5 protein-coding genes and 1 pseudogene are annotated in these 7,308 nt (G+C 31.7%); 2 read left to right on the forward strand and 4 right to left on the reverse strand.

Annotated features, from left to right (window positions below):
* Positions 1-75 precede the first annotated feature (75 nt).
* A complete protein-coding gene (locus tag AK212_RS05640; protein ID WP_053029639.1) occupies positions 76-1,356 on the forward strand; it encodes a S1C family serine protease in 1,281 nt (426 codons plus the stop codon).
* A gap of 198 nt (positions 1,357-1,554) precedes the next feature.
* Here AK212_RS05640 and AK212_RS05645 read toward each other — a convergent pair whose 3' ends face one another.
* The 3 genes from AK212_RS05645 to tyrS all read right to left on the reverse strand — a co-directional run bounded on the left by AK212_RS05645 (position 1,555) and on the right by tyrS (position 4,945).
* Complete coding sequence (locus AK212_RS05645; protein WP_053029640.1) at positions 1,555-2,964, reverse strand: DHA2 family efflux MFS transporter permease subunit; 1,410 nt, start codon at positions 2,962-2,964, stop codon at positions 1,555-1,557.
* 123 nt (positions 2,965-3,087) lie between these two features.
* Positions 3,088-3,558: a MarR family winged helix-turn-helix transcriptional regulator gene (locus tag AK212_RS05650; protein WP_053029641.1), complete on the reverse strand. Its 471-nt coding sequence runs from the start codon at positions 3,556-3,558 to the stop codon at positions 3,088-3,090.
* Positions 3,559-3,682: 124 nt separating this feature from the next.
* Positions 3,683-4,945, reverse strand: coding sequence for a tyrosine--tRNA ligase (gene tyrS / locus AK212_RS05655; RefSeq protein WP_053029642.1), 1,263 nt, complete (start codon positions 4,943-4,945; stop codon positions 3,683-3,685).
* A gap of 385 nt (positions 4,946-5,330) precedes the next feature.
* On the opposite strand from tyrS, the gene AK212_RS05660 reads away from it, so the two are divergent.
* Positions 5,331-6,245 carry a transglycosylase domain-containing protein gene (locus tag AK212_RS05660; protein ID WP_053029652.1) on the forward strand — a complete coding sequence of 305 codons (915 nt, stop codon included), beginning with the start codon at positions 5,331-5,333 and terminating at the stop codon, positions 6,243-6,245.
* A gap of 44 nt (positions 6,246-6,289) precedes the next feature.
* On the opposite strand, the pseudogene AK212_RS12970 reads toward AK212_RS05660, so the two are convergent.
* A pseudogene (locus AK212_RS12970) lies at positions 6,290-7,110 on the reverse strand (transposase).
* Positions 7,111-7,308 lie beyond the last annotated feature (198 nt).

Below are 7,308 nucleotides of genomic sequence, written 5' to 3' on the forward strand. Positions count from 1 at the left end.
TGGTGGATTACTGGCATTATTTCATCAAAACTTTCATAATTAAATAAAGGGTTAATATTATAATGGAGGTTAAAAATGTCTGAATTTAATCAAGAAAATCAATCAAATCATAGCACCTATCAGCAACCTCAACCTGGAAAGCCAAAATTTCCATGGTTTAAAACCATTATTGTGGCATTAGTTGCTGGTATTATTGGTGCTTTACTTGTCTTGGGAGCTAGTAAAATAATGGGGTTAGTCGGAATCGATAACGGTGGCGCACAAGTTCAAGAAGCCAGTAATAGTAAAGGTGGCAATGTGCTAGACGGAAAAAGTGATAAATACAAATCCGTCAATGCAATGATAAAAGATGTTTCTCCTGCGATTGTTGGTGTCATCAACATGCAGAAAGCCAATGGTTTAGAAGATTTTTTACAAGGTAAATCATCATCTAAATCAGAAGAAGCCGGTATAGGTTCAGGTGTAATCTACCAAATTGATAACGATTCTGCTTATATTGTGACAAATACGCATGTTATAAGTGGTGCTTCTGAGATAAAAGTACAACTTCATAGTGGTAAGCAAGTTGAGGCAAAATTAATCGGTAAAGATAGCGTTTCAGATATTGCAGTTTTAAAAATAGATAATACAAAAGGTATTAAATCGATTAAATTTGCAAATTCTTCTAAAGTACAAACTGGGGATAGCGTCTTTGCAATGGGTAATCCATTAGGTCTTGAATTTGCAAATTCAGTAACTTCAGGTATTATTTCAGCCAATGAACGTACAATTGAATCTAATACGACTTCAGGCGGTACGAAAGTTAACGTCTTACAAACAGATGCTGCAATCAACCCTGGTAACTCTGGTGGTGCACTAGTGGATATTAATGGTAACTTAGTCGGTATCAATTCTATGAAAATAGCTGCCGAACAAGTAGAAGGTATTGGTTTTGCTATTCCAAGTAATGAAGTTAAAGTTACAATTGAACAACTTGTTAAACATGGTAAAATCGAACGTCCTTCTATCGGTATCGGTTTACTAAATTTAAGCGATATACCTGATTCATATAAAAAAGAATTAAATACAGATCGTGATGATGGAATTTATGTTGCAAAAGTAAGTGGTTCAAGCGAATTAAAAACAGGCGATATTATCACAAAAATAGATGACAAAAATGTTAAAGAAGACACAGATTTAAGAACATATCTATATCAAAATAAGAAGCCTGGCGAAACAGCAAAACTTACGGTGATTCGTGACGGTAAATCGTTAAACGTCAATGTAAAACTTAAAAGTCAATCAGCTGCTACATCATCAAATCAATCATCAAATTCTGAGTCAGAATTTAGTGGCAATAGTCAGTTTATACAGTAAGAAGTAACATAATTTATAAAATCAGACTAAGATAATGATAATCATATAATGTGATTATCTAGCAAATCTATAGTTACTGACTGATTTTGGGCAAACGCTATAAAATAAACGGCTCTCAACTTTAGTCATCCTTGCGGGGGTGGAACAAAATTCTTTACGAATTTATTGTTCCACCCCTATTTTCTTTTATCACAATATTTATACCGTCGCTTTCGATTTTTGAGTTAAAAATAACGCTGGAATAACAAGAAGAATTAAAGTAATAACTGATACTAAAAATCCAGCGTGATAAGCAATGATATTATTCGCCATTGAAGAACCTAATTGATTTACTACAAGTGAGAGCACTGTTGCTATAAAGGCAGTTCCAAAACTTGAACCAACATTTTCAATCATATTAATACCAACACCAGCTTCAGCTAATTTATGCTCATCCATCCCCATATAGGCATCCGTAGTGAGACCTAAATTAATACCACCAACACTACAACCTCTTAAGAAGAGTATCAATGATAGAACAACTATGCTTGTATGTTCAGTTATAAATAATAAAGGTACTGAACCAAACATTGATATAATAACACTGATAATAACAACCCATTTAGCACCAAATTGATCAATAACTTTAGCAATATAGGGTCTTGTAATAAGCATACCCAGACCTTGTGGTATCAGTGCTAGCGCAGCTTCAATTGGCGAAAACTGCTTAAAAGTCTGAAAGTATAATGGAATAATGACCATTGGCCCCATGATACCGATGTTAGAAAGAAAGAGACCTATGAATGATGCAGTGTAATTTCTTCTTTTGAATAGAGAAATAGGTAATATTGTATTATCACTCTTCATTTTGTTATAAACACAATACAACAGAATGAACACACAACTTATAACTAAGAGAACCATTGTCGTCGTATTGTAAAAACTATGATAGTCGCTCGCTTTCGTCAAACCATAAATCATAGAAATACTGATTAATCCTAATAAAATAACACCAATTATATCAATAGACTTCTCTTTATTTAAAGGCTTAAAGTTAGGTAAATATTTCATTTGTAAAAGAATCGCAACGATGACTACGACAACATTAATAAAAAACATCCAACGCCAAGACACAAAATGAATGATAACACCACCGATTACTGGTCCCAAAATAGGTCCAAAAATCATAGGTGTACTTACAATTGCCATTACTTTTCCAATATGATCTTGACCTGTTGTCTTAATCAATAATGTAAACATTAACGTTGTAATAACGCCTGCAGACATACCTTGAATAATTCTAAATATAATAAAGCTCTCTACATTCCAACTGATACCAGCTAAAACTGATGTCATACCAAATAGTATCGAAGCAGAAATAAATACGTACTTTCCATTATATTGATTGACCAACCACCCTGCTATTGGAATAACTAACGCTAGTGCAAGAACATAACCTGTTATTCCCCACTGTACGATATCGATCGTTGTACCAAATGTATGATTTAACTGTTTAATTGCTATATTAATCATTGTTGAATCTAACATAGGTGCAATAGCCCCTAATGCAATTGCCCAAGCAGCAATCATTATTTCTCTTGAAACTTGACGTTCATTAACTTTCGACATTAGAATCCTCCTGTATATTGTTTCCATGTCAACAAAATATACACCTCTTTTGTTTCCTTGTCAACAAAACACAAAAAAGAGCGGAATAAAATTCGTTACGAATTCATTATTCCACTCTAACAATTAAAGCGTACGTTGTTGCTGTTCTATAAGTTGGTCTAAATGTTCATTATATCTTTGTATAAACGTCATCATATTTTTAAATTCATCTTCAGTCATACTATCAAAAACCGTTTGATCTCTATCTTGGAATGTTTCATGTAGTTCGGCGTGAATGTGATAGACTTTCTCACCTTCATGGGTCAACTTAAAATAAATTTCCTTTTTATTATCTTCACTTTTAAAACTTTCAATTAATCCTTTTTGTTGCAATCGCTTAGTTAATTTACTAATAGCACCTCTCGTCATAAATAACTTATGCGCTAAATACCTTACATTAGGTTTCTGATATTCTTTGATTGCTTCAATACAATGGACTTCCGAAGGCTTATATCCTTTAAGCGCTTGTTCCATTTTATCTTTATTTAACCAACCTATTTTGTTAAATAAATCTCTAAAGCTATTCATTAATATTTCTTCTTTATTATTAGTCATTTCATCACTTCTTTATGTTCTTATAGTATATTCATTATAACTATATTTGAATAACATTTCATAAAATAAGGGCAAGTAGCATCATTGTAAATACTGTGCTACATTGCCCATTCACTTAAAATGCTTATTTATAATTAAGCATGAAATATTTTTTCTTACCACGACGAATAATTGTGAATTCATTATCAATTTTATCATCATCACTTAATTCAAAGTCCACGTTTTGTTGTCTCTCACCATTAATATAAATCGCACCGTTATTAACATCTTCACGTGCTTGACGTTTAGATGATGCAATTCCTGTTTCAATTAAAGCGTCAATGATGTTTGTAGTTTCAGTTGATAATTCAACTTGTGGTACATCTTTGAAACCTTCTTTTAATTCTTTACCTGATAATGATTTTAAATCACCGCTAAATAACGCTTGAGAAATACGAATAGCATCATTTAACGCTTCTTTACCGTGGATAAATTCTGTCACGCTTTCTGCTAATGCTTTTTGTGCTTCTCTTAAATGAGGTTGTTCATTTTTAGATTGTTCTAAACGATTAATTTCATCTTTATCTAGGAATGTAAAGTATTTTAGGAACTTAATGACATCATCATCTGATTGATTAATCCAAAATTGATAAAATTCGTATGGACTTGTTTTATCAGCATCTAACCAAACTGCACCTGATTCTGACTTACCAAATTTCTTACCATCCGATTTCGTCACTAATGGAATAGTTAAGCCATAAGCTTCAGTTTGACCATACATACGACGCATTAATTCAATACCACTTGTGATATTTCCCCATTGGTCAGAACCACCTACTTGCAGTTTACAATTTAATTCACGATTTAAATGTCCGAAATCAATTGCTTGTAGTATTGTATATGTGAACTCAGTATATGAAATACCATTTTCAAGACGAGATTGTATTGAATCTTTACCTAACATATAGTTCACACCAACGTGCTTACCATAATCTCTTAAGAAATCGATTAATGAAATTTGATTTAACCAATCTTTATTATTAACGAGTACCGCACCTTTGTCAGAACCAAATTCAAATAATTTATGCATTTGATCACTAATACCTTTAACATTAGCTTCTACTTGGTCTTCAGTTTGTAATACACGCTCTTCAGATTTCCCAGATGGGTCACCTATCATACCTGTTCCACCACCAATTAATACAATTGGTTTATGACCATGTTCTTGGAAACGACGTAAAGTCATAAATGGTAATAAATGGCCGATATGTAAACTATCGGCTGTTGGATCAGCACCACAATATAATGAAATTTGTTCTTTATTTAGCAGTTCTTCAATCGCTTTTTCATCAGTTTGTTGATAAATTAAGCCCCTCCATTGTAGTTCTTCAATTAATGCATTAGTCATAATGTATTCCTCCTATATATATTGTTTTTTTAATCATTGATGATTGATACTCTATTTAAGGTAAAATAAAAAGCACCCTTACACATACAACATGTAAGGGCGCTTGAGCACGTTACCACCATACTTAAATAGCGAATAGCTATTCACTTTATCAATGATACGTTCATTAATAAAACGTTGGATAATTCATAATAAGGTGTATTCATATAAGCGTAATTATTAGTTCACAGCAACCACTAACTCTCTGAAAATCACAAATATATTACTTGTCCTCATATCCAATAGATATTGAATTGTAATTAATTATAAGTATAAAAAATATAAAAGTCAAATAAGCGAATATGATATACTATACTTAAATTTTAGGAGGTTTAAGATGAAAAGGATGTCAACCAACACAAATAGAGACTCAAAGTTTAATACATTTGAAAAATCCTACAAAAAAGTAAAACATGTCATTGTAGGCTTATTTAGTGTTGGTTTATTGGTGAGTATGATTGGATTTATAGGAACAGTGATCTACTTTAATCACTTAACACATGAATCATCTCAAATAAGTGATAGTGAATTACAACAAAAAGTACTTCACTTTGCCGGTGATGATTTAATTAATCATAATAATTCTAATGTGTTAGAGGAATATGACAAATCCGAAAATTCTCTTATCGTCGGTCCAACACACATTAATCCAAATGTTATCAAAGCACTAACCTCCTCAGAAGATACGATGTTCTTCAAACATAATGGTATTTTGCCGAAAGCGCTTGTACGTGCGATGATTCAAGATGTATTTGATCTTGATCAAAGTTCTGGTGGTAGTACAATAACTCAACAACTAGTTAAAAATCAGGTATTATCAAGTAAAAAAACATATAGTCGTAAAGCAAACGAACTTATATTGGCAATGCGTTTAGAAAAATTATTATCAAAAAATGAGATTATTTATACATATTTAAATATTGTACCTTTTGGTAGAGATTATGAAGGCAATAATATCACAGGTATCGCATCAGCGTCATACAGCTTATTTGGTATACCCCCGAAAGACTTAAACATTGCCCAATCTGCTTATCTTATTGGTTTATTACAGAGTCCTTATGTTTATACGCCATATGAAGAAAATGGTGAATTAAAGCCATATAAAGCGGTTAAAATTAGTGTCGATCGTCAACATTATGTGTTAAAGCGCATGCTCGTTGAAGGTGTGATTAACAAAGAAGAATATCGTCATGCCAAGCGATATCATATCTACCATCATTTATTAACAAATCCTGAATTAACAAATAATCAACCTGCATAATTTCATCTTAACTATAGAGTAGTTTTATTATATACATTTTATTTTCATACATTGCTCATTAAAAAAGAGTCCGGGATATAAAGTTCTTGGATAAGTGAATAATAAAAGACAATTTCTATTGAAATAATATAAAAATTGTCTTTTTTATAAATTTTTTGATTATCTGCAGCTCGTTGAGCTACTACTTTTCTTATATTAAGTGCCATTAATACAAAACCAAGTTCTCTTTTGACTTTATTAAGTCCTCGAACAGACATTCGAGTGAAACCTAAAATAGCCTTCATAAATCCAAAAACAGGCTCCACATCAATTTTTCTTTGACTGTAGATGTTTTTTTGTTTCTGGTTCTGAAAGCTTTTTGTTAATTTGAGATTTAAAATATTCCCAGTTATAATTCTTCATTATTTTTTTGTTTGTTTTTGAATTGAAGTTCATACATTGGTGTTTCAGAGAACAATCTGAACAATCATCACATTCATATAATTTAAAGTCTCGTTTAAAACCATATTTATCATGGCGATAGGCATTCGCCCCAACTTTCGTATTATCAATAAAAATGGTCTGTTCATCTATAAGATTTTGTTTCAAACATTGACTATGAAATTGAATAAATAGTGATTCTAATAAAGCATCTACTTTTGGATTTACTCTAAATCGATTAATCGTTTTATAAGAAGGCTTTTGATTTTGTGATAGCCACATCATTCGGATACTATCATTAAGTAATTTTTCTATCTTACGCCCTGAAAACACAGATTGTGTGTAGGCATATAGAATTACTTTCAACTTCATTTTTGTTTGTGGGGATAAGAACTGAAGTTTCCATTGGTAGAGTAAGTTGAGTCATGTTATAATCTTTATACATAAGGCACCTCGTTAATTTAGTTTAGTGGTATTTATTAAATTATACGAAAGTGCCTTATTTTTTTAAAGTGTTTCAATGTAAAATTACATATAAATACAAAGTGTTTTGGCGAGACTCTTACGTTGATTATTAATGAACACAAGTGCTAGCGCACTTATGTAAGAAATTCTAGAGATGAATGACGAATGTTGTTGCGCG

Origin of the sequence: Staphylococcus borealis (assembly GCF_001224225.1) — a bacterium.
GTDB classification, from domain to species: Bacteria; Bacillota; Bacilli; order Staphylococcales; family Staphylococcaceae; genus Staphylococcus; species Staphylococcus borealis.

Excerpts from the sequence above, each read along its gene's own strand:
- AK212_RS05650 (WP_053029641.1), bottom strand. The coding sequence starts at position 3,558 with ATGACTAATAATAAAGAAGAAATATTAATGAATAGCTTTAGAGATTTA.
- AK212_RS05640 (WP_053029639.1), top strand. The coding sequence starts at position 76 with ATGTCTGAATTTAATCAAGAAAATCAATCAAATCATAGCACCTATCAG.
- AK212_RS05660 (WP_053029652.1), top strand. The coding sequence starts at position 5,331 with ATGTCAACCAACACAAATAGAGACTCAAAGTTTAATACATTTGAAAAA.
- AK212_RS05645 (WP_053029640.1), bottom strand. The coding sequence starts at position 2,964 with ATGTCGAAAGTTAATGAACGTCAAGTTTCAAGAGAAATAATGATTGCT.
- tyrS (WP_053029642.1), bottom strand. The coding sequence starts at position 4,945 with ATGACTAATGCATTAATTGAAGAACTACAATGGAGGGGCTTAATTTAT.